The 26,931-nt window shown below is 70.7% G+C and carries 27 protein-coding genes and 1 pseudogene; 14 read left to right on the top strand and 14 right to left on the bottom strand.

The features are described from left to right. Window positions 1-275 precede the first annotated feature (275 nt). From GNT64_RS12955 to GNT64_RS12940, 5 genes are all read left to right on the top strand, one after another. Entirely contained in the window at window positions 276-1,073 is a 798-nt protein-coding gene (locus tag GNT64_RS12955) for a response regulator (protein WP_156679894.1), read from the top strand. Window positions 1,074-1,133: 60 nt separating this feature from the next. Next, window positions 1,134-1,271 carry a hypothetical protein gene (locus GNT64_RS21555; RefSeq protein ID WP_197276982.1) on the top strand — a complete coding sequence of 46 codons (138 nt, stop codon included), beginning with the start codon at window positions 1,134-1,136 and terminating at the stop codon, window positions 1,269-1,271. A gap of 107 nt (window positions 1,272-1,378) precedes the next feature. After that, window positions 1,379-2,005: a sigma-70 family RNA polymerase sigma factor gene (locus GNT64_RS12950; RefSeq protein WP_156679893.1), complete on the top strand. Its 627-nt coding sequence runs from the start codon at window positions 1,379-1,381 to the stop codon at window positions 2,003-2,005. Between the two features lie 117 nt (window positions 2,006-2,122). Beyond that, window positions 2,123-3,439, top strand: coding sequence for a methyltransferase family protein (locus GNT64_RS12945; protein ID WP_156679892.1), 1,317 nt, complete (start codon window positions 2,123-2,125; stop codon window positions 3,437-3,439). A 205-nt stretch (window positions 3,440-3,644) separates the two neighbouring features. Beyond that, a complete protein-coding gene (locus GNT64_RS12940; RefSeq protein WP_156679891.1) occupies window positions 3,645-6,836 on the top strand; it encodes a helicase-related protein in 3,192 nt (1,063 codons plus the stop codon). A gap of 11 nt (window positions 6,837-6,847) precedes the next feature. Here the strand turns inward: GNT64_RS12940 and GNT64_RS12935 are convergent, their stop codons facing one another. After that, window positions 6,848-7,393: a hypothetical protein gene (locus GNT64_RS12935; RefSeq protein WP_156679890.1), complete on the bottom strand. Its 546-nt coding sequence runs from the start codon at window positions 7,391-7,393 to the stop codon at window positions 6,848-6,850. Window positions 7,394-7,589: 196 nt separating this feature from the next. After that, window positions 7,590-7,844 (bottom strand): hypothetical protein, encoded by a 255-nt coding sequence (locus GNT64_RS12930; RefSeq protein WP_156679889.1) that lies wholly within the window; start codon window positions 7,842-7,844, stop codon window positions 7,590-7,592. 1,088 nt (window positions 7,845-8,932) lie between these two features. Here GNT64_RS12930 and GNT64_RS12925 point away from each other — a divergent pair. The 3 genes and pseudogenes from GNT64_RS12925 to GNT64_RS12915 all read left to right on the top strand — a co-directional run. Further along, window positions 8,933-9,670 (top strand): annotated as a pseudogene (locus GNT64_RS12925) (sensor histidine kinase); the annotation flags it as partial. Continuing rightward, window positions 9,660-10,427, top strand: coding sequence for a LytR/AlgR family response regulator transcription factor (locus GNT64_RS12920; RefSeq protein WP_156679888.1), 768 nt, complete (start codon window positions 9,660-9,662; stop codon window positions 10,425-10,427). The pseudogene GNT64_RS12925 and the gene GNT64_RS12920, both read left to right, overlap by 11 nt. A 41-nt stretch (window positions 10,428-10,468) precedes the next feature. Next, window positions 10,469-10,891, top strand: coding sequence for a GFA family protein (locus GNT64_RS12915; protein WP_156679887.1), 423 nt, complete (start codon window positions 10,469-10,471; stop codon window positions 10,889-10,891). 95 nt (window positions 10,892-10,986) lie between these two features. Here the strand turns inward: GNT64_RS12915 and GNT64_RS12910 are convergent, their stop codons facing one another. The 5 genes from GNT64_RS12910 to GNT64_RS12890 all read right to left on the bottom strand — a co-directional run bounded on the left by GNT64_RS12910 (window position 10,987) and on the right by GNT64_RS12890 (window position 14,488). Next, the gene (locus tag GNT64_RS12910; protein WP_156679886.1) at window positions 10,987-11,811 is read right to left on the bottom strand and encodes a glycosyltransferase family A protein; all 825 of its coding nucleotides are present in this window, start codon (window positions 11,809-11,811) and stop codon (window positions 10,987-10,989) included. A gap of 91 nt (window positions 11,812-11,902) precedes the next feature. Then, window positions 11,903-12,268: a UrcA family protein gene (locus GNT64_RS12905; protein ID WP_156679885.1), complete on the bottom strand. Its 366-nt coding sequence runs from the start codon at window positions 12,266-12,268 to the stop codon at window positions 11,903-11,905. A 189-nt stretch (window positions 12,269-12,457) separates the two neighbouring features. After that, window positions 12,458-13,237, bottom strand: a complete 780-nt coding sequence (locus GNT64_RS12900) for a transglutaminase-like domain-containing protein (RefSeq protein WP_156679884.1) — start codon at window positions 13,235-13,237, stop codon at window positions 12,458-12,460. A gap of 78 nt (window positions 13,238-13,315) precedes the next feature. Further along, complete coding sequence (locus GNT64_RS12895) at window positions 13,316-14,218, bottom strand: alpha/beta hydrolase (RefSeq protein WP_156679883.1); 903 nt, start codon at window positions 14,216-14,218, stop codon at window positions 13,316-13,318. Window positions 14,219-14,296: 78 nt separating this feature from the next. Continuing rightward, window positions 14,297-14,488, bottom strand: coding sequence for a hypothetical protein (locus tag GNT64_RS12890; protein ID WP_156679882.1), 192 nt, complete (start codon window positions 14,486-14,488; stop codon window positions 14,297-14,299). A gap of 280 nt (window positions 14,489-14,768) precedes the next feature. Between GNT64_RS12890 and uvrA the strand changes: the two genes are divergently transcribed. Continuing rightward, entirely contained in the window at window positions 14,769-17,768 is a 3,000-nt protein-coding gene (uvrA, locus tag GNT64_RS12885) for an excinuclease ABC subunit UvrA (RefSeq protein ID WP_231638997.1), read from the top strand. 225 nt (window positions 17,769-17,993) lie between these two features. On the opposite strand, the gene GNT64_RS12880 is transcribed toward uvrA, so the two are convergent. Together GNT64_RS12880 and GNT64_RS12875 are read right to left on the bottom strand one after the other, a co-directional pair. Further along, the gene (locus tag GNT64_RS12880) at window positions 17,994-18,608 is read right to left on the bottom strand and encodes an OmpA family protein (protein ID WP_231638996.1); all 615 of its coding nucleotides are present in this window, start codon (window positions 18,606-18,608) and stop codon (window positions 17,994-17,996) included. 191 nt (window positions 18,609-18,799) lie between these two features. Further along, window positions 18,800-19,144, bottom strand: coding sequence for a putative quinol monooxygenase (locus tag GNT64_RS12875; protein WP_197276981.1), 345 nt, complete (start codon window positions 19,142-19,144; stop codon window positions 18,800-18,802). A 147-nt stretch (window positions 19,145-19,291) separates the two neighbouring features. On the opposite strand from GNT64_RS12875, the gene GNT64_RS12870 reads away from it, so the two are divergent. Both GNT64_RS12870 and GNT64_RS12865 read left to right on the top strand, forming a co-directional pair. Beyond that, the gene (locus tag GNT64_RS12870; RefSeq protein WP_156679879.1) at window positions 19,292-20,152 is read left to right on the top strand and encodes a sugar phosphate isomerase/epimerase family protein; all 861 of its coding nucleotides are present in this window, start codon (window positions 19,292-19,294) and stop codon (window positions 20,150-20,152) included. Between the two features lie 36 nt (window positions 20,153-20,188). Beyond that, window positions 20,189-20,932, top strand: a complete 744-nt coding sequence (locus tag GNT64_RS12865; protein WP_156679878.1) for a metallophosphoesterase family protein — start codon at window positions 20,189-20,191, stop codon at window positions 20,930-20,932. Window positions 20,933-20,939: 7 nt separating this feature from the next. Here the strand turns inward: GNT64_RS12865 and GNT64_RS21935 are convergent, their stop codons facing one another. From GNT64_RS21935 to GNT64_RS12845, 5 genes are all read right to left on the bottom strand, one after another. Next, entirely contained in the window at window positions 20,940-21,206 is a 267-nt protein-coding gene (locus GNT64_RS21935; protein WP_231638995.1) for a DUF2306 domain-containing protein, read from the bottom strand. Between the two features lie 30 nt (window positions 21,207-21,236). After that, window positions 21,237-21,467 (bottom strand): hypothetical protein, encoded by a 231-nt coding sequence (locus tag GNT64_RS21930; RefSeq protein ID WP_231638994.1) that lies wholly within the window; start codon window positions 21,465-21,467, stop codon window positions 21,237-21,239. A gap of 169 nt (window positions 21,468-21,636) precedes the next feature. Then, window positions 21,637-22,197, bottom strand: a complete 561-nt coding sequence (gene rpsI / locus GNT64_RS12855; protein ID WP_156679877.1) for a 30S ribosomal protein S9 — start codon at window positions 22,195-22,197, stop codon at window positions 21,637-21,639. Further along, complete coding sequence (gene rplM / locus GNT64_RS12850) at window positions 22,197-22,676, bottom strand: 50S ribosomal protein L13 (RefSeq protein WP_156679876.1); 480 nt, start codon at window positions 22,674-22,676, stop codon at window positions 22,197-22,199. Before rplM ends, rpsI begins: the two co-directional genes overlap by 1 nt. A gap of 182 nt (window positions 22,677-22,858) precedes the next feature. Beyond that, window positions 22,859-23,893 carry a COX15/CtaA family protein gene (locus GNT64_RS12845; protein WP_156679875.1) on the bottom strand — a complete coding sequence of 345 codons (1,035 nt, stop codon included), beginning with the start codon at window positions 23,891-23,893 and terminating at the stop codon, window positions 22,859-22,861. A gap of 147 nt (window positions 23,894-24,040) precedes the next feature. Between GNT64_RS12845 and GNT64_RS12840 the strand changes: the two genes are divergently transcribed. The 3 genes from GNT64_RS12840 to dxs all read left to right on the top strand — a co-directional run bounded on the left by GNT64_RS12840 (window position 24,041) and on the right by dxs (window position 26,925). Continuing rightward, window positions 24,041-24,424, top strand: coding sequence for a MerC domain-containing protein (locus tag GNT64_RS12840; protein ID WP_231638993.1), 384 nt, complete (start codon window positions 24,041-24,043; stop codon window positions 24,422-24,424). Between the two features lie 47 nt (window positions 24,425-24,471). After that, window positions 24,472-24,939 (top strand): Fur family transcriptional regulator, encoded by a 468-nt coding sequence (locus tag GNT64_RS12835; protein WP_156679874.1) that lies wholly within the window; start codon window positions 24,472-24,474, stop codon window positions 24,937-24,939. A gap of 66 nt (window positions 24,940-25,005) precedes the next feature. Continuing rightward, window positions 25,006-26,925 carry a 1-deoxy-D-xylulose-5-phosphate synthase gene (gene dxs, locus GNT64_RS12830; protein ID WP_156679873.1) on the top strand — a complete coding sequence of 640 codons (1,920 nt, stop codon included), beginning with the start codon at window positions 25,006-25,008 and terminating at the stop codon, window positions 26,923-26,925. Window positions 26,926-26,931 lie beyond the last annotated feature (6 nt).

The following is a 26,931-nucleotide window of genomic DNA, read 5'->3' as shown; positions in this document are numbered from 1 at the left end:
AACCGAACAGGCCAGGATCTTCGCGCCCAAAGGGCGGACGGCCCGAGGTCGCAAAGCAGCCCGGCCTGCAAAATGGCCTTCGGCGTAACGAAACAAAAAACTGAGACGTTGGTTCCCACTCACGCGCGCAACATCTCGTCGCGATCGGCGGTGCCGGTTCGCGCGCGACAGGGGCCGCCGGGGGGTTCTGCATCCACGCTTGCCTTCGGGCTCTCCGCTAATCATCTAGGCGGTCGGCCACCCGGCTGGTCGCCACCAGGGAGTATCGCATCATCATGTCGCTCGGCCAGGAACTCGCCCCGCATCTTCCCTTCCTGCGTCGCTACGCGCGGGCGCTCACCGGCAGCCAGGCGCATGGCGACGCCTATGTGCGTGCCGCGCTGGAGGCGATCGTCGCCGCGCCCGGCGATTTCCCGCGCGACGTGGACGCCCGGCTGGGCCTGTACGGCACGTTCCAGCGCATCTGGTCCTCCACCAACGACAATGATGCGCGCGACGCCGGCGTGGAGGAGGGCGACAGCGAGTCGATCGCCCAGGCCCGCCTCTCGCAGATCACGCCGCTCTCGCGTCAGGCGCTGCTGCTGACGGCGATGGAGGGCTTCACGTCGGAAGATGCCGGCTACCTGATCGATGCCTCGGCGACGGAGGTCGACACGCTGGTGGCCGACGCGCTGGCCGAGATCGAGCGCCAGACCCGCGCCGACGTGCTGATCATCGAGGACGAGCCGATCATCGCGATGGACCTCGAAACCATCGTGCGCGATCTGGGCCACAGCGTGACGGGCGTGGCGGTGACGCGGGACGAGGCGGTGGCGCAGGCGATGGCGCAGCGGCCGGGCCTAGTGCTCGCCGACATCCAGCTGGCCGACGACAGTTCGGGCATCGACGCGGTGAAGGACATCCTGGCCGAATTCTCCGTGCCCGTGATCTTCATCACCGCCTTCCCCGAACGGCTGCTGACGGGCGAGCGGCCGGAGCCGACCTTCCTCATCACCAAGCCGTTCCAGCGCTCCACGGTGAAGGCCGCGATCGCGCAGGCGCTGTTCTTCGATCTCCAGACGATCCCGGCCTGAGCGGAACCCGCCGCGTACCGCAACGTTTGTGACGGAAGAACAACGAGAAAGGTTCATGTCATGGCCGACGAAGAGGTTCATCTCAACCGGCGGCAGGCCCGTGGCGGCGCGTCGACGCACGTCACCCGCTATGTCCTGCCGATCTCGCTGTTCCTGATCGTGGTGCTGTTCGCCGTCCTGCTGTTCGTCTGGCGCTGACGCATTTTTAATCCGCCCGAGGGAGGCGCGCCGCTCGCAAACGCCGATCAAAGCCCTATCTGTTGGCTTGCCGGCCTCGCCACGCGCGGCGCTAATGGGATGCATTGATGCAGGACGATCAGGCGCGGACCGCAGACTTCGTCGAGCCGGTCCCTCTTTCCGACGACGAGTTCAAGGTCGAGCTGGGTCGGGTCATCCCCCATCTGCGCGCCTTCGGCCGTTCGCTCTCGGGCAACCGCGATCTGGCCGACGATCTGGTGCAGGAGACGCTGCTGAAGGCGTGGGCGGCGCGCAAGCGGTTCCAGGCCGGTACGAACATGCGGGCATGGACCTTCATCATCCTGCGCAACCTGTTCCTCTCGCAGATGCGCCGCGCCCGCTTCAAAGGCGAGTGGGACGAATTGACGGCGTCCAAGCTGCTCGCCGCGCCGGCCAGCCAGGATCGCCATGTGGAACTGGGCGACATGCAGCGCGCGCTGCTCCATCTGCCGCAGCCGCAGCGCGAGGCGCTGATCCTCGTCGGTGCCGGCGGTTTCGCCTATGAGGAAGCGGCGGAGATTTGCGGCTGCGCCGTCGGCACGATCAAGAGCCGGGTCGCGCGCGGCCGGGTGGCGCTTGAGGCGCTGCTCAGCGAGGGCAAGCTGCCCTCGCGGCGGGATCAGGTGCCGACCACCGGCCGTACCGCCCTCCAGACGATCATGGGCGAGGTGGACGAGCTCAGCCGCGGTCGCTGATCGCGGCTCGTCCGGAATCGGCCATGTCTTGCGGCAGGGGCGATGCCCGGCGTTCGTTTCTCCCGTCTTCACCGCTTGACCACCATTCGCGTATAGCGTTGGCGGATAAGGGGTGTGATGACGGACGAGCCAAGAGAGACAGGGGAGCAGGCGAAAGCGGGCGATCCGCGTCCACGCTCGGCCGTCAGCGGCGCGGTCGGTCTCGCCGGCCTCTGCGGCCTGACCGTCTGGATTCTGGTGGCGCGTCAGTTCGGCATGGGCGGTGCGTTGTCGGCGCTGGTCGCGGTGCTGGCGTGCGGCGTGCCGATGATGCTCTGGTCGCTGCTGATCGACCGGGTTCACCGCAATCCCACGACCGGGATCGATTGGGACGCGCCACCGCGTCCACTGCGCGACACGCTGGACATCAGCCTCGCCAAGCTTGCCGGGCTCTGGTCCACCTGGTGCCTGATCGCGATCGTCTACGCCTGCGGGCGCTGGTACTGGGAGGGTGCCTATCTGTTCGCGATGGGCGCGTTCCAGTGGACGGCGCCGGTGCTGGTCGCGGTGTCCATCCCCTACGTGATGTGGCTCGACCGCCGGCTGATCGAGCCGCGCGATGGCGCCTACGCGTTCGGCAGTCTGCTGCTCGGCACGGGTGCGGTGGACCGCGCGGCGTTGGCCGAACATGCCCGCCAGTGGGCGGTGAAGGGCTTCTTCACCGCCTTCATGATCTCGATCGTGCCCGGCAACTATGCGGATGTGGTGAATTGGGACGTCGCCGCCGCACTCACCGATCCGGTGGCGCTCACCCGCTGGCTGATCGCGGTGATGTTCCTGATCGACGTGACGGTGGCGACCGTCGGCTATCTGCTGACCTGCAAGCCGCTGGATGCGCATATCCGCAGCGCCAACCCCTATGCGGCGGGCTGGGCGGCGGCGCTGATCTGCTACCCGCCGTTCATCATGATGGGGCCGGGCGGGCCGCTGAACTATCATGTGGGCACGCAGGAGTGGCCGGCGTGGCTCGCCGGGCAGCCGCTGGCGCTGGCGGTGGCGGGCGCCGTGCTGGTGGCGCTGACGGCGATCTACGCGTGGGCGACGGTGGCGTTCGGCCTGCGCTTCTCCAACCTCACCCACCGCGGCATCCTGACGCACGGGCCGTATCGGTGGAGCAAGCATCCCGCCTACCTCTCGAAGAACCTGTTCTGGTGGCTCTCGTCCATGCCGTTCCTGGTGACGACCGGCAGCCTGACCGACATGGTGCGGAACACCGCGATCCTGGCGGCGGTGAACGCCGTCTACTACTGGCGCGCGCGGACGGAGGAGCGCCACCTGGGCGCGGACCCCGCCTATCGCGCCTATGCCGCCTGGATGGAGCGGAACGCGCCGCTGCCGCGCCTGCTGCGCTGGCTGAAAGGCGGGGCAGGCGCCACCCCGCAGCCGGCCGAGTAGGGCGGAACGGCCCGAGACATCTTTCGTTACACACCCGCGTCATCACGACGCTGGAGAGATGATGATGGGCAAGGGCCTGATCCTGTGGTTGCTGGGCGTCCCCGGCGTCGTCGTCATCGGCCTGCTGCTGTTCCACGTGATCTGATATCCGCCGGAACGGCGCCCCGCGAACCCGCGTTGACCGGGCCTGAGCGGGGAGAAACAGATGCTTGCGGACATTGACGGGCCGGCGACGGAGACGACATCGCCGGTCGAGGACGACAAGGTTGTGCCGGCGGCGAGCGGCATGGTCGCCGCGCGATTGGCGCTCGCGCTTGCGGACGGCGACCTGATCTACGTGGCCGAGAGCGGCCAGCGTGCGGAAGCCGTGGCGGCCGCGCTGGAAGCGATGGCGCCCCAGGCGGCGGTCGTGCTGCTGCCGCAGGCGGACGGTCTGCCCGGCGAGGACGTTCCCGCCACTCCGGCGAATATCGGCCGCCGCGTCGCCGCGTTCCGCAGGCTGGCGGCGCGTGACGGCGGCCGCGTCGCCCTCATCTCCACGGCCGAGGCGGCGGCGATGCTGCATCCCGCGCCGGAGAGCTTCGCCGGTGCGCCGCTGGCGATCGCGGCCGGCGACCCGATCGATCCCACGGGCCTGCGCGAGCGGCTGGAGGCGATCGGCTACTTCCTCGACGATCGCGTCGACGAGCATGGCGAGATGGCGATCCGTGGCACGGTGGTCGATCTGTTTCCCGCCGACGCGTTGGCGCCCTTGCGGATAGAGACGGCGGACGGCGCCATCGCGGCGATCCGCGCTTATGATGCCGTCACCCAGCGCGGCGGCGAGGCGATCGAGCGGATCGAGGTGGGCGCCGCGTGCGAGCCGGCGGTGGGAGACACGACGCTGTTCGATCACGTGCCGGGCGCCGCGATCGCGATCGATCCCGGCGCGACCGAGCGGCGCGATCGCTTCATCGCGCTGGCCGAGGATGGCGCACGCACCCGCCGCGCCCACAAGCGCCCGCCGCTGAAGACGGCGCTGGCCGATGCCGCGCGCTGGGAGCAGGCGCTGGCCGGGCGGGAGCGGATCGACGTGGCGGCGGGCGACGAGGAAGCCGGCGAGCGGTTCGTCGAGGCGCGCCAGCCGGTCCGCGCCGTCGCCAAGGCCATCCGCGCCGCCCGCGAGCAGGGCGACCGGGTGGTGCTGGCCGCCGGCCCGCGCGACCTGCGCTTCCTTTCCCGCCGCATCGGCAAGCCGCTGGGCGAGGCGCCGCAGTTGGTGGAGGACTGGCAGGCGGTGGAGGCTGCGCCGCCGGGCGCGCTGCTGGCGATCGCCGCGCCGATCGAGCGCGGCTGGCGCGCGCCGGGGCTGCTGGCGATAGCGGCGGCCGATCTGCTCGGTGCGCGGGCGGGCGACGAGGGGACGGTGGCGACGATCGATCCGCTGTCCGGCGAGGCGACCGACTTCCGGCTGGGCGACGTGGTGATCCACGAGGATTTCGGCATCGGCGTGCTGCGCGGGATCGAGCCGGTGACGGCAGGCGACGTGACCAGCGACGCCATCCGCATCGAATATGCCAAGGACGGCCAGCGGCTGGTGCCGGTGGAGGAAGCGGACCGGATCTGGCGCTACGGCGCCGATGCCGATGCCGTCTCGCTCGATCGGCTGGACGGATCGGGCTGGCAGAAACGGCGCGGCGATATCGCCGCGGCGGTGGCGGAGAGCGCCAAGGGGCTGAGCGCGCTCGCCGCCGAGCGTGCGACCCGCAAGGCGCCGGTGCTCGATCCGCCGGTGGCCGACTATGAGCGGTTCGCCGGCCGCTTCCCGTTCACCGAGACGCGCGACCAGCTGCGCGCGATCGAAGCGGTTCGCGCCGATCTCGCCTCCGGCCGGCCGATGGACCGGCTGGTCGTCGGCGATGTCGGTTACGGCAAGACCGAGGTGGCGCTGCGCGCGGCCGCGATCGCGGCGCTTGCCGGGCGGCAGGTCGCCATCGTGGCGCCGACGACCGTGCTCGTCCGCCAGCATCTGGAGACGTTCCGCCGCCGCTTCGAGGGGCTGGACATCGCCATCGCCGGCCTCTCGCGCCTCTCCACCCCGGCGGAGGCCAAGGCGGCGAAGGCGGGGCTGGCCGACGGCTCCGTCCGCATCGTCATCGGCACCAGCGCGATCGCCGCCAAGGGCGTGCGCTTCGCCGCGCTCGGCCTGGTCGTGATCGACGAGGAGCAGCGGTTCGGCGCCGCCGACAAGCTGAAGCTGCGCACGCTGAGCGATGCCTGCCACGTGCTGACGCTGACCGCGACGCCGATCCCGCGCACGCTGCAGACGGCGCTGGTGGGCCTGCAGGAGCTGTCGGTGATCGCCACGCCCCCCGCCGTGCGGCAGCCGATCCGCACGAGCGTGGGGCTGTACGATCCGGCGCTGGTGCGCATGGCGCTGCTGCGCGAGCAGGCGCGCGGCGGGCAGAGCTTCGTCGTGGTGCCGCGCATCGAGGACATGGCGAAGCTGGCCGAGATGCTGCGCGGGCTGGTGCCCGAACTGGCGGTGCGGGAGGCGCACGGCAAGATGTCCGCCGCCGAGATCGACGCGGCGATGGTGGGCTTTGCCGAGGGCGAGGGCGACGTGCTGCTGGCCACCAACATCATCGAGGCGGGGCTGGACGTACCGCGCGCCAATACGATGATCGTGTGGCGGGCGGACCGCTTCGGCCTGTCGCAGCTGCACCAGCTGCGCGGCCGCGTGGGGCGCGCGGCGCGGCGCGGGCAGGTGCTGCTGCTGACCGATCCGGCCGACGCGATCAAGCCCGCGACCCTGAAGCGGCTGCGCACGCTGGAGGCGCTGGACCGGCTGGGTGCCGGCTTCGCGATCAGCGCGCGCGATCTGGACATGCGCGGCGCCGGCGACCTGCTGGGCGACGAGCAGGCCGGGCACATGAAGCTGATCGGCGTCGATCTCTACCAGCATCTGCTGGGCCAGGCGCTGCGCGCGGCGCGCGGCGAGGCGGCCGACCGCTGGACTCCGGGACTGTCGCTGGGCCTCGCCGGATCGCTGCCGGAAGCGTGGATCCCGGAGGTGGAGCTGCGCCTGAACCTGTATGTCCGGCTGGCGCGGGCAGCGACGCCGGCGGCGCTGGATGCGCTGGAGGAGGAGATGGAAGACCGTTTCGGCACGCTTCCGGCCGAGGCGCGCACCCTGATGGCGATCGCCCGCATCCGCCTGCTGGCGGCCGCGGCCATGATCGATCGCGTCGTCGCCGGCCCGGCCGCGATCGCGCTGACCCCGCGATCCGGCTTCGCCGGCGCGACGGACGGGCTGGAGGCGAAAGGCGACCGTCTGCTGCTGCGGACGGAAACGGATGCGAACGAGGCGCGCCTGGCGCAGGTGGCGACGCTGCTGGAAGGGATGGGCGACGGCTGAGGCGGGCCGCCTCAGTTCGCCCGCATCTCCACCTTTTCCACCCATTCGGGAAAGAAGCTCGGCTCGCGATTGGACCAGCCGGGCGCCGTCGCCGCCGCCTCGCTGATCGATTGCAGCAGCACGCGCCTCTTCTCCGGGTGGAGGTGCGGCAAGGCGGCGGCGGCACAGAAGGCGCCGGGCAGCCACGGCCGCACGTTGGCGCCGATCAGCCGCTCATAGAGGAAGCGGTAGGAGCCGAAGCTCGCCAGCCGATCCTGTCCCAGATCGAAAGCCGTCATCGTCACCAGCGGCGCCAGGAACGGCTCCACCGCATCCAGCCCGCTATCGTCCGGCACCAGTTCGCGGACATGGTCGAGCCGCTCGTACACGCGGCGCTGGGCACGGATGCTCGCGGCCTCGATCACGTCGCGAGACCAGCGCGTCAGCGCGTCCTCGCGCTCTAGCCCCACGTCCAGCGAGCGCCGGATGTAGCGCTGCGTGGCGCCGGGGAACGCCGCGAACTCCTTCATTTCCGCCAGCGTCATCGCGCCGTCCGCCGGTCTCGCCTGGGTGCCCATCGGAAACTCCCCGAAATCGGATTGCCTCACCTGACGATCAAGCACCCAAACTGGTTTCGAAGCGCTTAACCGCGCCGTTATCGCCGGCAGACCGAAGCGGAGCATTTTTCCTTTTGCATTGCAACATGGATGTCACGCGCCGCAGGCATGACGCGCGCAAAAATGAGACGGACGGTGTTTCGCGACCGCGATACGCCTATTCCTTGGCGTTCATCCGCTCGCGCTCGGCATCCTCGTCATAGCCGGAGGAGGGCGCCGGATCCTTGCCCTTGCCGGGCTGCGTGTTCGACGGGGCGTCGGAGGTCGGAAAGCTCTCGTCCAGCGCCACGTCCAGCTTGGCGTCCTGATCGCCGGGATCGAACTTCAGCCGCTTGTCGTCCTCCGCATCATGCGCGTCGCGCACATTGGGAGTGGCGCGATCGTCATCGTCGGTCCGGTCGTTGTCGGCCATGATATCGTCTCCTGTGTTTCTGGGGAAACGCGGCGCGCCGGGCACCGTTCCGGGCGCGATTCGATCAAATCGCGATGACGTTCGACCGGCGGACTCCCGCGCCGTCGCGGCATGGCTATACCGGGCGGATGAACGCCACCACCGAAGACGCCGGCGCGGCCACGCTGAGCCCGCGCGTCGCCTTGCTCTCGATCCTCGGCTTCTGGACCTTCTACTTCGCGATCGTGACCGTGCGCTCGACGGTGCTCGAGATGGGCGACCAGTGGGACATGCTGGGCCGGCGCCTGATCGTGACGGTCGCCAGCGCGGCCGCCACGCTGCTGCTCTATCTCGTCCTGCGCCGCATCCCCCGCCGCTCGCTCGGCCTCAGCGTCGCCATCGCCGCGGTGCTGGCGGTGCCGGCGGCCGTGCTCTACTCCACCGCCAACTTCCTCGCCTTCCGCGCGGTCACGGAGCGGGAGGAGGCGGCCAAGGCGCGCAAGACGACCAAGATGGTCGTGATTGACGCGCCGCGCGGCACCGCGCCGGCCGCTCCGCCGCCGCCCCCCCGGCCAGGCGGCGCCGGCGGCGCCCGCGCCGCCCGCCGCTCCCGCCCGCGCCGCGCGATCAGCGTGCATGTCGAGGATGCCGACGGCCGGCGCAGCGAGCCGGTCGTCACCGTCGATACGAGGGCCAATCCGCGGCTGCCCGATATCGAGGCGATCGTCGCCTCGGCGAGCCGAGATGCCGGCGCGGCGATCCGCGAGGCGCGGCGCGCCGCCGCGCGCGGCCTGGACGATGCCGACGACAGCGTCGCCGACGCGACGGACGCGGCGGAGGCCGTGCAGGATGCCGTCGCGGCCATCGCCGAGGCCCGCCGCGCGCAGGCCGGCGTCACGGCGGCGGGCGGATCGGAAGCTGCCGCCGAGGCTGCCGAGGCCGTGGCGGCGGCGCGTGCCGAGGCGGTGGTCGCCGCGCGCGAGGCGCGGCGCGCCGCCGCGGCGGCGCGGGCCGCCGCCGCCGTGCCGCTGCCGCCGGTGACGCTGGACGCCAATCGCCGCATCATGGTGCAGGTGGGCGGCGGCAGCGACGGCCACAGCATGACGCCGATCCAGGCGATCGCCGACAATGCCGCCAACGGCTATTTTTTCATCGCCGCCTGGGCCGCCCTGTACCTGGCGATGTGCTACGCCGCCGAGACCCGCGTGGCCGAGCGCCGCGCCGCCCGCTTCCGCGCCGCCGCCCAGTCCGCCGAGCTGCGCGCGCTGCGCTACCAGGTGAATCCGCACTTCCTGTTCAACACGCTCAACTCGCTCTCGTCGCTCGTCATGATCGGCAAGGCGGAGGCGGCCGAGCGGATGATCATGAACCTCAGCACCTTCTTCCGCACGAGCCTGACCGGCGATCCCACCGACGACATGCGGCTGGACGAGGAGATCCGCCTCCAGCGCCTCTATCTGGACATCGAGGCGGTGCGCTTTCCCGAGCGGCTGGTGGTGGACATCGCCGTTCCGCCGGAGCTCGAGAACGCCTGCGTGCCGGGCCTGATCCTGCAGCCGCTCGTCGAGAATGCGGTGAAATATGGCGTGTCCCGCGCGCGTCGGCCAATTACCATCCGCATCCGCGCAAAGGAGCAGGGATCGGTGTTGCGGCTGACGGTGGAGGATGACGGCGACACGATGCTGCCGGACGAGGATGCCCCGCCCGGCACCGGCGTGGGGCTGCGCAACGTGCGCGATCGCCTCGCCGCCCGTTATGGCGAAGCCTGCGCGTGCGACTGGGGACCGCTGCCCGGCGGCGGCTTCGGCGTGACGCTCCTCCTGCCGCTGGTGCGGCGTGACTGCTGAGCCGGCGCCGCTCCGCACGCTGGTGGTGGACGACGAGCCGCTCGCCGTCGAGCGTCTCCAGATCCTCTGCGCGCGGACGCCGGGCATCGATCTGGTCGGCACGGCGAGCGACGGGGAGGCGGCGCTGCGCCTCGTCGATGCTCTACAGCCGGACCTGCTGCTGCTCGACATCGCGATGCCGGGGCTCGACGGGCTGGGCGTGGCGACGGCGCTCGCCGCGCGCGCCGAGCGGGGCGAGGGCGGCGGGCGGCCGGCGATCATCTTCTGCACCGCGTTCGATCAGTTCGCCGTCGCCGCCTTCGACGTCGCGGCGGTCGACTATCTGCTGAAGCCGGTCTCCGCCGAGCGGCTGGAGCGATCCGTCGCGCGCGTCGGCGAGCGGCTGCGCGCGGCGCCGCCGCCGCAGCCGGCCGCGGCGCCCAGCCCCCACGCCGACGAGTTCTGGGTGCCGCACCGATCCGAGATGATCCGCCTCGCCGCCATCGACATCGACCGGATCGACGCCGAGCGCGACTATATGCGGCTGCATATCGGCCAGCGCAGCTTCCTGCTGCACCAGACGATCAGCGAGCTGGAGCGGCGGCTGGACCCGCAATTGTTCATCCGCCTCCACCGCTCCACCCTGGTCCGCCGCGATTTCATCGCCAAGCTGCGCCACGACGGCCTGGGCGTGTGGCATGCCGACCTGCGCGACGGCGGCGAGGTGCGGATCGGCCGGACCTATCTAGCGGCGGCCAAGGAGATGGCCGGCCGATAGGCGGCTATCGGCCAGGTGGCGGTGATGATAGGGGCAGGCACATGCTGACGCTCGCTTGCCACTGCGGCCTGATCCGCGTGCGGATCGACCGGCGACCCGACTATATCCACGAGTGCAACTGCACCCTGTGCAGCAAAACGGGCGCGCGCTGGGGCTATTTCCAGCCGGCGGACGTGGCGGTCGAGGGCGCGGCGCGCGGCTATACCCGGGCGGACAAGGACGATCCCGGCGCGGAGATCGGCTTCTGCGGCCGGTGCGGCTCGACTACCCACTTCACCCTCACCGCCGGCGCCGTGGCGAAGTTCGGCAACGGGGTGATGGGCGTCAACATGCGGCTGGCCGACGAGCGCGACCTCGCCGGCATCGAGCTGCGCTTCCCCGACGGGCGGGGCTGGGCCGGCGAAGGCCCGTTCGGCTATGTGCGGCCCGCTTCCATCATCGGCGAGGATGCGGGCTTGGCGTGAGCGGCGGTGGGCGGCTGCCATGGCCGATCGCTTCCGACCTTCCGTGCCGTCGTGCTGAAACGCGTTCAGCATGGTCCGGGCTGTTCGGCGATCGCCTATAGCCCGGCGCGATAGGCCGCGACGGGCATCCGCCGGTCGAGCGTCGCCAGGGTCGCCTCATAGGCCTCGTCCGCGAACGTCTCCGTCGCGGTGTCGAACAGCCATTCGAAGTGATCGACGGGGCAGATGTTCGTGCCGACGACGCGGAGATAGTCGATCGGGCGATCGATCAGCACCAGCGGGTGGAGGCCGCGCATCAGGTTGACGACGGTCGTGTCCTCGCCCGGGCCGATCGCGGGAAAGATGGGCAGCGCCGCCCGCCGCGCCGCCAGGGTCATCTCCCAGCCGTAGCGGCGGGTAATGGCGAGGCGCCCGCGCGCCGGCCACCACAGCAGGGTGCGCAGCAGCAGCGAGGCGGCGGCCCTGGCCGGGGCGAGCGCGGCGACGGCGAAGGCGATGCGCTGCGGATCGCTGAGATCGTCGTCGTCCCAGGTGCACAGGATGCCACCGCGCGAGCGGGCCACGGCGGCGTTGCGCAGCTCGCCGAGCGGCATCTCCGCCACGCTGTCGATGCGGATCGTGGGATCGCCGAGGGCGGCGACGTGGGCGGCGAGCGCGCCGTCCGTCGCGGCGGTGACGATCACCAGCTCGCGGTTCGGATAGGTCTGGCGGCGGTAGCACTCGATCGCCAGCGCGGCGGGGAAGATGCGGCCGCGGCTGATCATGGTGCAGCTGACGAGCGGTGGGGCGGCGCCCCAGCCGTCCGGCAGGGTGAGCACCCCCTCCTGCGATCCGCCGTCCGGTGCCGTGATCGCGACGGGCGCGGTGCGGGCGGGGGCCGCGGCGGCGATCGGCGCGTCGGTCGGCGGGGTCTCGGGCATGTCGGGCGCCGGCATAGGCCGGATCGTGCATGCGCGGAAGCGTGCGGACCATCCCCGGAGCGTCGGCTTCGGGGATGGTCCGCGGCGGGGATCAGTGCGCGGCGGCGTGGAGCGAAGGCGCGCCGACATTCTGCGCGAGCTGCGTGGCCGAGCGGGCGCTGGCGATCGCCAGATCGACGCGCGGGCGGGCGGCGGCGTTCGCCTGGGCGCGGCAGGCCGCCATGCGCTGCTGGGCGGCGAGATCGCGCGTGTCGGCGGTGCCGCAGACCGAGCGCACCGCGAGGCGAACACGCCGCTGCAGCGCGGCGCTGCCCTGCGCGGAGGTGAGATCGAGATCGCCGTGGCGGATCTCGACGCTGCGCTGATCGCCGAGATCGGCGGCGTGGGCAGGGATGCCGGCAACGGCAGCGAGGGTGGCGGCGGCAGATACGGCGAGGGTGCGGATGGTGGCGATCATGATGAAATCCTCCGTTGATGAAATCCCGTTCTCGACTGCGGGAGCGATCCGCCGCCGCTGTCCGGGATTTCCTTTACGGATTCGCGTCGTTCGTGCGTCTGTTCTTCGACGGGGCCGCCAATAGCCTCCACATGCGACATGATCGGCGACGAACGACCTGATCTGTTCGACGAACGTCGCGGCGAGACTTCAGTCGATCCGCTCAACCGACACGCGCTGCTCGACGAGCTGGCATGCGCCGAACACGGTCATGAAGGCGATGTCCAGCGCGTCGCGGCCCACCGCCATCCGCACCAGCCCCTCTACCGGCGCCAGCCGCGTCGCATCGACCAGCTGCCAGCCATTTTCCAGCCACACCTCCACCACCGCGTGGAAATCCGGCGGATCGAGCTGCCACGCATAGGCCGAGACGACGCGCGCCGGGATGCCGGCGGCGCGCGTGAGGGTGGTCATCAGATGCGCATAGTCGCGGCACACGCCGTGGCGGGTGACGAACGTGTCCTTGGCAGTGGTCGTCGCGTCGCTTGATCCCGCGATGTATTTCAGGTGATCGTGCACCCAGTCGGCGATGGCCTGCACCTTGGCGCCGCCGCTGTAGCGGCCGAACTCGTCCTCGACGAAGTCGTTGAACTGGTCGCTCTCGCAGTAGCGGCTCGGCCACAGATAGGGGATCACCAGCGCCGGCAGATCGTGGCGGTGGGCCAGCTTGAGCGTGCTCAGGTCCGGCACGTCGCGCGTCACGTCGAACACGCCCTTGTAGGTGGCGCGCCACGATCCGTGCGCGTGCATCCAGGTGCGGCGGCCGATGCTCTCCTCGCCGGGCACCGGGCGCAGGGGGCCGCTGCCGTCGATCGTCAGCGAATCGGAGATCAGGATCTGATCGGGCAGCGGCGCCGCCTCGATCGTGAGCAGCACGTCCACCGGCTCCGCCATCTGATAGTCAAGCACCGCCTCTATGCTCAGCCGCATATCCCGTTCCCCCACGCTGTTCGACGATGCGCCCCGAACCGCCCTGCGCCGCCCGCGTTCCAGCCGCCCGCGGAGAAATTACGGCCGCGCTGCGGGCGGGCGCGAGGAGGCGGGCGCGCCCTGCGTCACGCGGTGGGCGAAGGCGGCGATGTCGGCGAGGACGGGCGCCTTGCCGCGCAGCGGGCGGGCCAGCGCCGTGACCATGCCGACATGGCCCAGGCGCGGATATTCACGTACCTCCACGGGCACGCCGGCGGCCTGGAGCACATGGCCGAGGGCGCGGCCGTTGCGCGGCAGCACCGTGCGATCCTCCGCGCCGCTGAGCAGCAGCGCCGGCGGATCGCCTGCGCCGGCGAAGCGGATCGGCTGGGTCTCCTCCGGCACCGGCCACGCGCCGAAGGTCGCGGTGGTGATCGGGCCTTCGAGCGGCAGGAAATCATAGGGGCCGGCAAGGCCGACGAAGCCGCGCACCGCCCCCCGCGCATCCCCGAGCCACTGCGGATCGAGCGCGAGCATGGCCGCGTTGTAGGCGCCCGCCGAGTGGCCGACGAGCACGATGCGCGCGCGATCCCCGCCGTAGCGCGCCACGTTCGCCCGCGCCCAGCGCACCGACGCGGCGCAATCGGCGAGGAAGGCGGGAAAGCGCACCGCCGGCACCAGCCGGTAATCGGGCACGACGACGACGAACCCGCGCGATGCCAGCGCCCGCGCGGCGAAGCCGTAGCCGCGGCGGGTGCCGGAACTCCACGAGCCGCCGTAGAAGAAGACGATCGTCGCCAGCGGCGACGCCCCGGGTCGGCGCGGCGCATAGACGTCGAGCCGCTGGCGGGGATCGGCGCCGTAAGGCAGATCGGCGGCGATCCGCATGGTGCCGCCATCCTTCGGCACCAGCGCGTCGAAGGTGCGCAGCGGCGAGCAGCCGGCCGTTGCCAGCGCGGCGAGCAGCGCCTGTCCGATCCTCTGGCCCAGCCGCATCGTCATCCCTGGCGGAAAGTGAGGCAGGGGCGATACAGCGCGCCGCCCGCGCCGCACAGGCGAAAAGACAACGGGGAGGGCCGATCAGCCCTCCAGCACCGGGAACGGCAGCTCGGCAAAGGCCGCCCGGCGCGGCCGGGCCGCCTCGCGGCGCAACGCATCGAGCGCGGTCGCCACGTGCGCGCCGACCATGTCGTAGTCCAGCCGGTCGCTGGTGGCGAGCGCCTGGACCAGCATCGCTTCGAGGGCGGCGGCATCGGGGGTACGCATGGCCAAGACAAGTCCTCCGGCAACGGGATCGGCGGACGACTGCCGCCGCGTGCCGCCCCGATCCGCCTGCACCGGATTACGGCGCCCAAGCCGCGATGTTTAGCGCCATGCCGGCAAACGCCGCGGCGACGGTCGGCACCGGGCGGGCCGATGTCGCCCGCGCCGCGCGCTAGGCAGCGGCCGCCGCCACCCTATATCGGCGTGCGCGGGGCCGCTTGCCCGAGCCGAACAAATCTGGAACAGAGGGCGCCATGCCGAACCACGATCCGATACCGGGGGCCGCCCGATGCTGACCCACATCAGCGTGCGCGGCGCACGCGAGCATAATCTGAAGGACGTGTCGGTCGACATCCCGCGCGACAGCCTGGTCGTCATCACCGGCCTCTCCGGCTCCGGCAAGTCGAGCCTCGCCTTCGATACCATCTATGCCGAGGGGCAGCGCCGCTATGTCGAGTCGCTGTCCGCCTATGCGCGCCAGTTCCTGGAGCTGATGCAGAAGCCCGACGTCGATCATATCGAGGGCTTGAGCCCCGCCATCTCGATCGAGCAGAAGACGACCAGCCGCAACCCGCGCTCCACGGTGGCGACCGTTACCGAGATCTACGATTATATGCGCCTGCTGTGGGCGCGCGTGGGGGTGCCCTACTCGCCCGCCACCGGCCTGCCGATCAGCGCGCAGACCGTGTCGCAGATGGTCGACCGGGTGATGCAGCTGCCGGAGGGCACGCGCTTCTACCTGCTGGCGCCCGCCGTGCGCGGCCGCAAGGGCGAGTATCGCAAGGAGCTTGCGGAGTGGCAGCGCGCCGGCTTCACGCGCGTGCGCATCGACGGCGAGTTCCACGAGATCGAGGAGGCGCCGGCGCTCGACAAGAAGTACAAGCACGACATCGAGGTGGTCGTCGATCGCCTCGTCGTGCGCGCCGATATCGAGACGCGGCTCGCGCAGAGCTTCGAGACGGCGCTGAAGCTGGCCGAGGGTCTCGCCTATGTCGATCTGGCCGAGGGCGTGGTGCCCGGCCGCGAGGCGGAGGCGGCGCCCGCCGGCACCAGCAAGAAGGGCGCCGCCAAGGGATCGGCCGCGGCCGGCGTGGGCGCCGTGCCCGCCAACCGCATCACCTTTAGCGAGAAGTTCGCCTGCCCCGTCTCCGGCTTCAGCATCGCCGAGATCGAGCCCCGCCTGTTCTCGTTCAACGCGCCGCAGGGGGCGTGCCCGGCGTGCGACGGCCTTGGCGAGAAGCTGTACTTCGATCCGCAGCTCGTCGTGCCGAACGAGCATCTGTCGATCGCCAAGGGTGCCGTGGTGCCGTGGGCCAAATCGAACCCGCCGTCGCCTTACTACATGCAGGTGCTCGCCAGCCTCGCCCGCCACTTCGGCTTCTCGCTCGACGTGGCGTGGAACATGCTGGCGCCCGAGCATGTCGCCACGATCCTGCACGGCACCAGGGGCGTGCCCGTCGCCCTGAAGTTCATCGACGGCAAGAAGAGCTACGAGGTGAAGAAGCCGTTCGAGGGCGTGATCGGCAATCTGGAACGCCGCATGCTCTCCACCGAGAGCGCGTGGATGCGCGAGGAGCTGGCCAAGTACCAGTCCTCCGCGCCGTGCGAGGTGTGCGGCGGCGCGCGCCTGAAGCCGGAGGCGCTGGCGGTGAAGATCGCCGGCGAGGACATTTCGATGTCCACCCGCCGCGCGGTCGGCCCCGCGCTGGCCTTCTTCCGCGACATGCCGAACCATCTGAACGATCAGCAGCGCGCGATCGCCGAGCGCATCCTGAAGGAGATCGTCGAGCGGCTGGGCTTCCTCGACAATGTCGGGCTCGACTATCTGAACCTCGATCGCACCAGCGGCACCCTTTCCGGCGGCGAGAGCCAGCGCATCCGCCTGGCGTCGCAGATCGGCTCCGGCCTGTCGGGCGTGCTCTACGTGCTGGACGAGCCCTCGATCGGCCTGCACCAGCGCGACAACGACCGGCTGATCGTGACGCTGAAGCGGCTGCGCGACCTGGGCAACACGGTGATCGTGGTCGAGCATGACGAGGATGCGATCCGCACCGCCGACTATGTGATCGACATGGGGCCGGGCGCCGGCGTGCGCGGCGGGCAGGTGGTGGCGCAGGGCACGCTGGCGGAAATCCTGGTCAACGAGGACAGCCTGACCGCAGACTATCTCACCGGCAGGCGGGCCGTGCCGCTGCCCAGGGCGCGCCGCAAGGGCAATGGCCGCCTGCTGACGGTGAAGGGCGCCACCGCCAACAATCTGAAGAACGTCTCCGCCTCGATCCCGCTCGGCACCTTCACCTGCATCACCGGCGTGTCGGGATCGGGCAAGTCCACCTTCACCATCGATACGCTGTACGCCACCGCCGCGCGCACGCTGAACGGCGCGCGGATGCTGGCCGGGCACCACGAGACGATCGAGGGGCTGCAATATCTCGACAAGGTGATCGATATCGACCAGTCGCCGATCGGCCGCACGCCGCGATCGAACCCGGCGACCTACACGGGCAGCTTCACCCAGATCCGCGACTGGTTCGCCGGTCTGCCGGAATCGCAGGCGCGCGGCTACAAGCCGGGGCGGTTCAGCTTCAACGTGAAGGGCGGGCGGTGCGAGGCGTGCCAGGGCGACGGCGTGCTGAAGATCGAGATGCACTTCCTGCCCGACGTCTACGTCACCTGCGACGTGTGCCACGGCGCCCGCTACAATCGCGAGACGCTGGAGGTGAAGTTTCGCGACAGGAGCATCGCAGACGTGCTCGACATGACGGTGGAGGACGCCGTCGAGTTCTTCAAGGCGGTGCCGCCAATCCGCGACAAGATGGCGATGCTGGCGGAGGTCGGTCTCGGCTACGTCAAGGTGGGCCAGCAGGCGACCACCCTGTCCGGCGGCGAGGCGCAGCGGGTGAAGCTGGCCAAGGAGCTGTCACGCCGGGCGACCGGCAACACCCTCTACATCCTCGACGAGCCGACCACCGGCCTGCACTTCGAGGACGTCCGCAAGCTGCTGGAGGTGCTGCACGCGCTCGTGGAGCAGGGCAACAGCGTGGTGGTGATCGAGCATAATCTGGAGGTGATCAAGACCGCCGACTGGCTGATCGACCTGGGCCCGGAAGGCGGCGACAAGGGCGGCGAGATCGTGGCGACGGGCACGCCGGAGCAGGTGGCGCAGGAACCGCGCAGCTATACGGGCGCCTATCTGAAGCCGCTGCTGACGGTGAGGGAGACATCGGCACCGGCGAAGGCGACCGTAGCGAAGCGCGGGGCCGCACGGAAGGCGAAGGCCGCGGGCTGATCGGCGGCGGTTCGCCGGCGTCGCGCCGACCCGGACGGGAGCGACCTCGAGCGGATGAAGCCGGTTCTTACTCGCAATTCATGCAGACCGCTCAGCCTGAGGAGCCATTGAGCTTGTCGAAACGGCGTGTCGAAGGACATGGATGGTCCTTCGAGACGGGTCTTCGCCTCCGCTCAGCCCCTCCTCAGGATGAGCGGGCATGCAAAAGCTGAACGTCGCTATGCCCTAGCGCGAAAGGGCGGCGATCACCCGGCGGTTGGCGCCAGATTCGGCGGGGACGCCGGGCAGCGGGCGGCGCGCGCCATAGCCCTCCAGGTCCAGCCGCGAACCGTCGACCCCGGCGGCGACGAGCGCGTCGCCCACCGCGCGGGCGCGGCGGCGCGAGAGATCGAGGTTCGCGGCGTCGCCGCCGATCGAATCGGTATGCCCCTCGATCCGCACGCGGCGATCCACGATGCGCGGATCGCGCAGCGCCAGCGCGAAGGCGGCGGTGCGGGCGCGATCGTCCTGCGTCAGCTCGGCGGAGGCGAACATGAAGCCGATGCGCAGATCGTAGCGGCCGGTGGCGGCGGGTGCCGCCGCCGGCTGCTCGTCCACCACGTCTCCGCCATCGCCCTTGTCGCGGAACGAGAAGCCGCGTGTGCGCGCGACGCGGCCGCCGCGCGGCGCGGGAGCCGCCGCCGCCGGATCGGACGACGGACAGCCGGCGAGCAGCTGGCAGACGATCGCGTCGGGCGTGTCGACCGGCGTCGTGGGCTCATCGGCTGCCGAGTGCGCCATGGACGGGCTCATCAGCACCAAGGTCGCCACGGCCACCCAACATCCGATCACCCGCCACATCGCCGTCTCCATCCGACAACCCGGCATGGAGCCGGTGCCGCAGCCCGCGAAGGTGTGTGATCCCGGCGGAGCCGGAGCCCCGCCGCCTGCCGCGACGCGGGACTCGGGATAGACGGAGATCGCCTCGCGGCCTGTGATCCAGATCATAGCCTGTGACGGCCGCCACCGCGACCGCGCAGGCGCCGGCCCTGTCAGGCGGTGAAGAAGTCGGAGCGGGGCACGCCCTGATCGTCGTAGACCGGCTCGGCCAGATCGCTGCGATACTTCTTCACGGAGAAATCGCTCATCCCGCCGGCGCGCAGATGATCGCCCATCTGCTTGTACGGCGCATTGTCGAAGTGGAACTGGAGGTCGGCTTCGCTCGCCCACTCCTCGAACACGTGGATGCGGCCGGCCTTCGTCGGATCGAGCGCCCAGGAATAAGCGCGGCAGCCGGGCTCGTCCAGCGCGGCGCGGATCAGCGGATCGGCGGCCTCGATCATCGAGCGGGCGGTCTCGGGCGGGAAATCGAGCCAGCCGGCGATCAGAATGGTCATGCGAGCCTCCGTTGCTTGGGGCCGCCTTGGTAGCGCCGGCCGCCCCCCGAACATGCTGACGATTTGCACAGGCCGCTAGCCAAAGCGCGAGTGGCCGGCGGCGGCGGCAAGGCCGACGACGGACCGAGATCGCAGAAGGGACGAACGATGGGCGCGCCGCCGGCACTGATCGCGAGCTACTTCACCCTGGCCGGCGCCGTCCGCCCGCTGGAGGGCAGCATGGTGAGCCCCGTTCCGCTCGCGCGGCGGGCGGAGGCGGCGGCCGCCGGCGGCTACCAGGGCATCGGCCTGCTGCAGGAGGATATCGCGGCGATGCTGCCGGCCGGCGGCCATGCCGGGATCGCCGCGATCCTGCGCGCCAACGGCCTGTTCTGCGAGATCGAGGTGCTGGGCGACTGGTTCACCGACGGCGCCCGGCGCGTGGCGGCCGATGCCGAGCGGCGCGCGATCCTGGCGTCCGCCGAGGCGCTGGAAGCGGTGCACGTGAAGGTGACGGGCACGCTGGACGGCACGCAGTGGCCGCTGCCGCAGGTGATCGAGAGCTTCGCCGGCCTGTGCGACGATGCCCGCGCGGCCGGCACCGCCATCACGATCGAGGTGATGCCGGAGACGAGCATCCCCGACGTGGCGACCGGGCGGGCGATCGTGGCGGGCGCCGGCCGGGCGAATGGCGGCCTGCTGATCGACAGCTTCCACATGACCCGCGGCGCCATCCCCTTCGCCGAGATCGCGGCGCTGGCGCCCGGCATCGTCAACCATGTCGAGCTGGACGACGGGCGGCTGGAGCAGGTCGGCTCCTATCTGGAGGACACGATCGATCGCCGCGCGCTGTGCGGCGAGGGCGAGTTCGATCTCGACGGCTTTCTGCAGGCGATCGCCGCGACCGGCTATGCCGGCCGCTACGGCGTGGAGATCCTCTCCCACGCGCACCGCGCGCTGAGCGTGGAGGAGGCGGCGCGGGCATCCTGCGCGGCGGCGCGGGGCAGCCTGGCGCGGGCGCTCGGCTGAACGGAACCACGCGGCCCCGCGCGGCTTTCAGGCGGCATGGGCAGCACGCGACTCTTCCACGTCTCCGACCTGCATTTCGGGCGGGAGGACGAGCAGGCGATCGCGTGGTTCACCGCGCGCGTGGCCGAGGAGAAGCCGGACGCGGTGATCATCACCGGCGACCTGACGATGCGGGCGCGATCGCACGAATATGCGGCGGCGGCGGCGTGGCTGGCGTCGCTCGGCGTGCCGGTGACGGTGGAGCCGGGCAATCACGACATCCCCTATCACAATCCGATCGCCCGCTTCTTCTATCCCTATCGCCGCTACGACCGGATCGAGCGCGCGATCGAGCGGCCGCTGGATCTGCCGGGCGTGTGGCTGGTGCCGCTGAAGACGACGGCGCGGGCGCAGTGGCGGCTCAACTGGTCGTGGGGGGTGGTGAGCAGGCGCAGCCTGCGCGAGGCCGAGGCGCTGCTGCGCGCCTGCCCGGCCGATCGCATCGCGCTCGTCACCTGCCACCATCCGCTGACCGACGAGGGGGTGAGCGAGGGCCATGGCGAGACGCTGCGCGGGATCGAGGCGCTGCATCGCCTGACGCGCGCCGGCGCGGACGCGGTGCTGAGCGGCCATGTCCATGATCCGTTCGACATTGCGTGGACGGGCGCGGGCGCGCCGCTGCGGCTGATCGGGGCGGGCACGCTCTCCGAGCGGACGCGCACGACCGAGCCTTCGTTCAACGAACTGACGATAGCGGACGGCGCCCTGCACGTGCGCGTGCGGCAGCGGGCGGCCGCCTGAGCGCGCCTCAGCCGAACAGCCAGCCGCCGAGCATGCGGTTGAACGGAAAAGTGAAGAAGCCGGCGATCAGCAGCGCGCCGAACACCGTTCCGCGCACGCTGCTGCGGTGGACGCGGATGTTGTGGGTGCGGGCGGACCAGACGATCTTCGGCACCAGATAGAGCATCCATAGCGACAGGAGGTGGATGAAGCTGAACCGTCCGTGGTTCACCCCGCGAATGGCGAAGCTGAGGATCGCGGTGAGCAGCAGGCTCGCCGCCCATACCCGGCCCATCAGGCGATGCGGCCGGTCCCCGCGCGGGCGCTACAGCATCACGGGGGTGAGCGCCAGGGCGACGGCGATCGTGGCGAGGTGCAGCCACACCATCGGCCCCGCCTCCGCCCAGCGATCGTGCCCGCGCGCGACGGCCGCCACCATCGCGGCCAGCAGCGCCGCCGAAGCGATAGCGAGCAGCCGCTCGAACAGATCGGGCGCGAAGGCCGGGTCGCGCGCGGGCGCCGGCGTAAGCGGGGCGGGATCGATCATCGTCGCCATGGTGCTGCTCCATGCGGGCGGGTTTCCACTGCGCGATCATGCAGCGCGGCATCGCGGGACTGCAAGCCGCGGACGACAAGAGAAAGGCGGCCCCGCCGATGCGGAACCGCCCTTTTTCTCTCGTCGTCCATCCATGTACCCCGGATCGGCTCCGGGATGAGGATGCGGATCAGCGCTTCGAGAACTGGAAGCTGCGGCGAGCCTTGGCGCGGCCGTACTTCTTGCGCTCCACCGCGCGGGGATCGCGGGTGAGGAAGCCGGCGGCCTTCACCGGCGCGCGCAGCGCCGGCTCGTAGCGGGTCAGCGCCTGGCTGATGCCATGCTTCACCGCGCCGGCCTGGCCCGATAGACCGCCGCCCTTGACCGTGCAGATCACGTCATACTGGCCGTCACGCTCGGCGACGCCGAATGGCTGGTTGATGACGAGGCGCAGCGTCGGGCGGGCGAAATACACCTCCTGATCGCGGCCGTTGATCGTGATCTTGCCGGTGCCGGGCTTCAGCCACACACGGGCGACGGCATCCTTGCGGCGGCCGGTGGCGTAGGCGCGGCCCTGCGCGTCGATCTCCTGCTGGCGCAGCGGCATCGTCGGCAGAACCGGCGCCTCATAGGCGGCGGTCGCGTCGTCGCCATCGGTGGTGGAATAGGAGTCTGTCACCGGTGCCGCGGCCGGGGCCGGGGTGTTGGTCAGCGATGCGAGATCGCTGAGGGACTGGCGATTGTCGGACATCAGGCGCCCACCTTGTTCTTGCGGTTCATGGCCGCGACATCGAGGATTTCGGGGTTCTGCGCGGCATGATCATGCTCCGCGCCGCCGAACACGCGCAGGTTGCGCATCTGCTGGCGGCCCAGCGGGCCGCGCGGGATCATGCGCTCCACGGCCTTCTCCAGCACGCGCTCGGGAAAGCGGCCCTCCAGCACCTTGGCCGGGCTTATCTCCTTGATGCCGCCGGCATAGCCGGTGTGCTTGTAGTAGCGCTTGTCCTGCATCTTGCGGCCGGTGAAGCGCACCTTGTCCGCGTTGATGACGATCACGTTGTCGCCGCAGTCGATGTGCGGCGTGAAGCTCGGCTTGTGCTTGCCGCGCAGGATGTTGGCGATGATCGAGGCGACGCGGCCGACGACGAGGCCGTCGGCATCGATCAGGTGCCACTTCTTCTCCACCGTCGACGGCGTCGCCGACTTGGTGGTCTTCATGAGCGCTTTCATGGCTCGGACCCTTCGAAACGAAAGCGCGCCACCCGAACGGGCGGCGCTGACGGGGCGCTAATGCAGATGACGGGCCGAATCGTCAAGCAAAACGCCACTTTCGCGAGTGGTACTGGAATACCACAGAAGTTTCGAGGTCTCTGGCGAGCCGATCGATGCCCTTAACCGCAGCGGCTGCGGCCTCAGCGCGGGGCCGTGCGGCCGATGCGGTGCGCGGCCGTGACCATCGCCGCCAGCAGCAGCGCCGCCGTCGCCTGATGGGCCACCGCGATCGGGATCGCGACGCCGCTGAGCAGGGTGGCGATGCCGAGCAGGATCTGGAGCGTGACGGCGGTCAAGATCGCGTGGGCCGCCCCGGTGGCGCCCGCCGCCCGCGCGCGCAGCGCCAGCAGGACGGCGCCCGTCGCCGCGACCCAGGCGAACCAGCGGTGGACGAACTGCACGACGACGGGATTGTCGATCAGGTTCTGGAGGGCGGACCAGCCCTGCCGCCAGCCGCCGGCCGGGAACAGGCTGTCGCCCATCAGCGGCCAGCTGGAAAAGGCGTAGCCGGCATCCAGGCCGGCGGTGAACGCGCCGAGCATGATCTGCGTGGCGAGCAGCAGCAGCGTGACGATCGCCACCGGCCGCAGCCGCGCCGGCCGCGCGGCGGAATCGCGCGCCAGGGCGAACAGGTCCAGCGCCGTCCAGATCGTGCCCGCGAAGATGAACAGGGCGGCGATCAGGTGGGTGGCGAGGCGCAGATGGCTCACGTCCGGCCGGTCGACCAAGCCCGAGGCGACCATCCACCAGCCGATCGCGCCTTGCAGGCCGCCCAGCGCCAGCAGCGCCACCAGCCGCGGCCCGTAGCCGCGCAGGATCGCCCGGCGCCACCAGAACCAGAGCAGCGGCAGCGCGAAGACCAGGCCGATCGTGCGGCCGATCAGCCGGTGGAGATACTCCCAGAAGAAGATGCCCTTGAACTCGGCCAGATCCATGCCGCGATTGATCTTCCGATATTCGGGCGTCGCCTTGTAGGCGGCGAACTCCGCCTGCCACTGCGCGTCGTTCAGCGGAGGCACCGCGCCGGAAATCGGCTCCCACCGCGTCATCGAGAGACCCGATTCGGTGAGGCGGGTGATGCCCCCGACCACGACCATGGCGAACACCATGGCGGCCACGATCAGCAGCCAGCGGGCGATGGCGCGGGGGCGCGGGGCGGCGACGGGGCGGGGCATGCCGGCGCGCCTACGCCTTCGCGGACGGAACGGCAATCTCCGGCCGATTGCCGCGATCCAAGGCCGCGCGCGCAACCGATCCGCCAATGATATGTTGTATCCTCGCGCCGGCTTTGTCATAAGCGGCGGCGAACGGGAGATGCTGACGTGGCGCAGGCCAAGCTGATCGAGCGCAAGGCGGAGACATCGTGGCTGGACCGCGTTGCGATCGGCCTTTCCGGCGTGTGCCTCGTCCACTGCCTCGCCACCTCGGTGGTGCTGACCCTGCTCGCCTCGGCCGGCGGGCTGCTGCTGCATCCGCTGATCCACGAGGTTGGGCTGGCCCTTGCGATCGTGCTGGCGGCGCTGGCGCTGGGGCGCGGGTGGCTGCGGCATCGCGCTGTGCTGCCCGCCGCGATCGGCGGCGGCGGCCTAATGCTGATGGCCGCGGCGCTGACGGTGCATCACGGCCCGGGCGAGACGGTGCTGACGATCGTCGGCGTCGGCCTGGTGGCGCTGGGCCATCATCTGAACCGGCGCGCGCTCGGCTGAGGCGGCGTCCGCTTGTGGCGGACGCGCGGGTGCCTTAACTGACGCGGATGGCCCACGCCCACGTCCATACCCTGCACCAGGGCCACTCGCTGGAGGTGGCCGCGCGCGGCGCCATGGAGCGCGCCGGCGAGCAGTGGACGGCGATGCGCGCCGCCGTGTTCGACGCGCTGGCCGGGTTCGATCGCGCCGCCTCCGCCTACGATATAGCGGAGGCCGTATCGCGCGCCGAGGGGCGGCGGGTGGCGGCGAACAGCGTCTACCGCATCCTCGACCTGTTCGTCGCGACCAACCTCGCCCGCCGGGTGGAGAGCGCCAACGCCTATATCGCCAACGCCCATCCCGATTGCCGGCACGATTGCATCTTCCTGGTGTGCGACGCCTGCGGGCAGGTGACGCACATCGACGACGACTCGATCACCGCGCGTGTCCGCTCGGTAGCCGAGAAGGGCGGGTTCGCCGCCCGCCGCCCGATCGTGGAGGTGCGCGGCCTGTGCGAGGCGTGTGCCGGGGTCTGAGGCGCCGCTATTTTACCCACTGCCCGCTTTGGTCTAGGGCGTGAGGCGAAAGGATTTTCCGTTCCCATGGCCGATCTGCCCGATACCCCGCTGCTCGATCATGTCGCCGATCCGCACGCGCTGCGCGCGCTGAAGCCGGACCAGCTGGCGCAGCTGGCCGACGAGGTGCGGCGCGAGATGATCTCCTCCGTCGCAGTCACGGGCGGCCATCTCGGCGCCGGGCTCGGCGTGGTCGAGCTCTCCGTGGCGCTGCACTACGTGTTCGATACGCCGCGCGACGTGTTGATCTGGGATGTCGGCCACCAGGCCTACCCGCACAAGATCCTGACCGGCCGGCGGGACAGGATGCGCACGCTGCGGCAGGGCGGCGGCCTATCCGGCTTCACCAAGCGGTCCGAGAGCGAATATGATCCGTTCGGCGCGGCGCACAGCAGCACCTCCATCTCGGCGGCGCTCGGCTTCGCGGTGGCTAACAAGCTGGCCGACCGGCCCGGCAAGGCCATCGCGGTGATCGGCGACGGCGCGATGTCCGCCGGCATGGCCTATGAGGCGATGAACAATGCCGAGCAGGCGGGCAACCGGCTGGTCGTGATCCTGAATGACAACGACATGTCGATCGCGCCGCCGGTGGGGGGCCTATCCGCCTATCTGGCGCGGATCGTCTCGTCCGGCCCGTTCCTGTCGCTGCGCGATCTGGCCAAGAAGGTGGCGCGGCGGCTGCCCCGGCCGCTGCACGACGCCGCCCGCAAGACCGACGAGTTCGCCCGCGGGCTGACGATGGGCGGCACGCTCTTCGAGGAGCTCGGCTTCTACTATGTCGGGCCGATCGACGGGCACAATCTGGAGCATCTGATCCCGATCCTGGAGAATGTGCGCGACGCCGCCGAGGGACCGATCCTGGTCCATGTGGTGACGCAGAAGGGCAAGGGCTATGCCCCGGCCGAGGCGGCGGCGGACAAGTATCACGGCGTGCAGAAGTTCGACGTCGTCTCCGGCGTGCAGGCCAAGGCGCCGCCGGGGCCGCCGAGCTACACCGGCGTGTTCGCCGACGCGCTGGTCGCCGAGGCGCGGCGCGACGACACCATCTGCGCGATCACGGCGGCGATGCCGAGCGGCACGGGGCTGGACAAGTTCGCCAGGGCCTTTCCCGATCGCACCTTCGACGTGGGCATCGCGGAACAGCATGCCGTGACCTTCGCGGCCGGGCTGGCGGCGCAGGGGCACCGGCCGTTCTGCGCGATCTACTCCACCTTCCTCCAGCGCGCCTACGATCAGGTGGTGCACGACGTGGCGATCCAGAACCTGCCGGTCCGCTTCGCGATAGATCGCGCCGGGCTGGTGGGGGCGGACGGCGCGACCCACGCCGGCAGCTTCGACGTGACCTATCTGGCGACGCTGCCCAATTTCGTGGTGATGGCCGCCGCCGACGAGGCGGAGCTGACCCACATGGTGCACACCATGGCGCTGCACGACGACGGCCCGATCGCCGTGCGCTATCCGCGCGGCAACGGCACCGGCGTGGCGATCCCCACGCCCGAGCGGCTGGAGATCGGCCGCGGCCGCATCGTGCGCGAGGGCAAGACGGTGGCGATTCTCTCCTTGGGCACCCGGCTGGAGGATGCGTGCAAGGCGGCCGACCGGCTGGAGGCGCAGGGCCTGTCCACCACCGTGGCCGATCTGCGCTTCGCCAAGCCGCTCGACATGGCGCTGATCCGGCGGCTGCTCTCCACCCACGAGGTGGCGGTGACGGTGGAGGAGGGTTCGATCGGCGGCCTGGGCGCGCATGTGCTGACGCTCGCCAGCGACGAGGGGCTGATCGACGGCGGCCTGAAGCTGCGCACCCTGCGCCTGCCGGACGTCTTCCAGGACCATGACAAGCCCGAACGGCAATATGCCGACGCCGGGCTGGACGCGGATGCCATCGTCGACGCGGTGCTGGCGGCGCTGCGCCGCAACAGCGTGGGGGTAGCGGAGGCGCGGGCCTGAGACGGT

This window comes from Sphingomonas profundi, from assembly GCF_009739515.1.
In the GTDB taxonomy this organism is placed as follows: Bacteria; Pseudomonadota; Alphaproteobacteria; order Sphingomonadales; family Sphingomonadaceae; genus Alterirhizorhabdus; species Alterirhizorhabdus profundi.
Note: the sequence above shows the minus strand (reverse complement) of the source record. Positions and strands in the feature narration are given on the sequence as shown.